This window comes from Pseudoteredinibacter isoporae (genome assembly GCF_040372805.1).
In the GTDB taxonomy this organism is placed as follows: domain Bacteria; phylum Pseudomonadota; class Gammaproteobacteria; order Pseudomonadales; family Cellvibrionaceae; genus Pseudoteredinibacter; species Pseudoteredinibacter isoporae_A.
In genome coordinates this window covers 1-481 of the sequence record NZ_BAABWJ010000036.1, presented here as the reverse complement: position 1 = coordinate 481, position 481 = coordinate 1, and the positions used below count along the sequence as shown (strand labels likewise).

At 45.3% G+C, this 481-nt stretch carries 2 tRNA genes; both read right to left on the bottom strand.

Annotated elements, in window-relative coordinates:
- Window positions 1-106 precede the first annotated feature (106 nt).
- Window positions 107-182 (bottom strand) — tRNA-Ala (locus ABWW03_RS19955).
- A 127-nt stretch (window positions 183-309) separates the two neighbouring features.
- Window positions 310-386: transfer RNA gene (locus ABWW03_RS19950), tRNA-Ile, on the bottom strand.
- Between the last annotated feature and the right edge of the window lie 95 nt (window positions 387-481).

Genomic DNA, 481 nt, shown 5'->3' with positions numbered 1-481 from the left:
TCATTTCTTAATTTGAATCGACGATTCAACTTGAGAAAGAACTTAGTTCTGAACTCTACTTTGCAGTGATTGTGATTGAACGTTTGCGTTATCGACCATTTAAAAATGGTGGAGCTATGCGGGATCGAACCGCAGACCTCTTGGATGCAAACCAAGCGCTCTCCCAGCTGAGCTATAGCCCCTTTTTTAGATTTTCTTACTGAAGTTTCATCAAGTAAAAGAAAATATAATTTTCGTTAGGCGAGGCGAATCGGCGCGTAGTGTGCGTCTAGCACATGAGCGGTGATTCAACGAAGCATAACGGAAATTTGGTAGGCCTGGGCAGACTTGAACTGCCGACCTCACCCTTATCAGGGGTGCGCTCTAACCAGCTGAGCTACAGGCCTATAAACTTGCGTTCATTACATCTAGGCCCAAGGTCACCTGGACCATCACTGCAATCAGTCTAATCAAGCAATGCGTGTGAGCACTTACGAAGTGA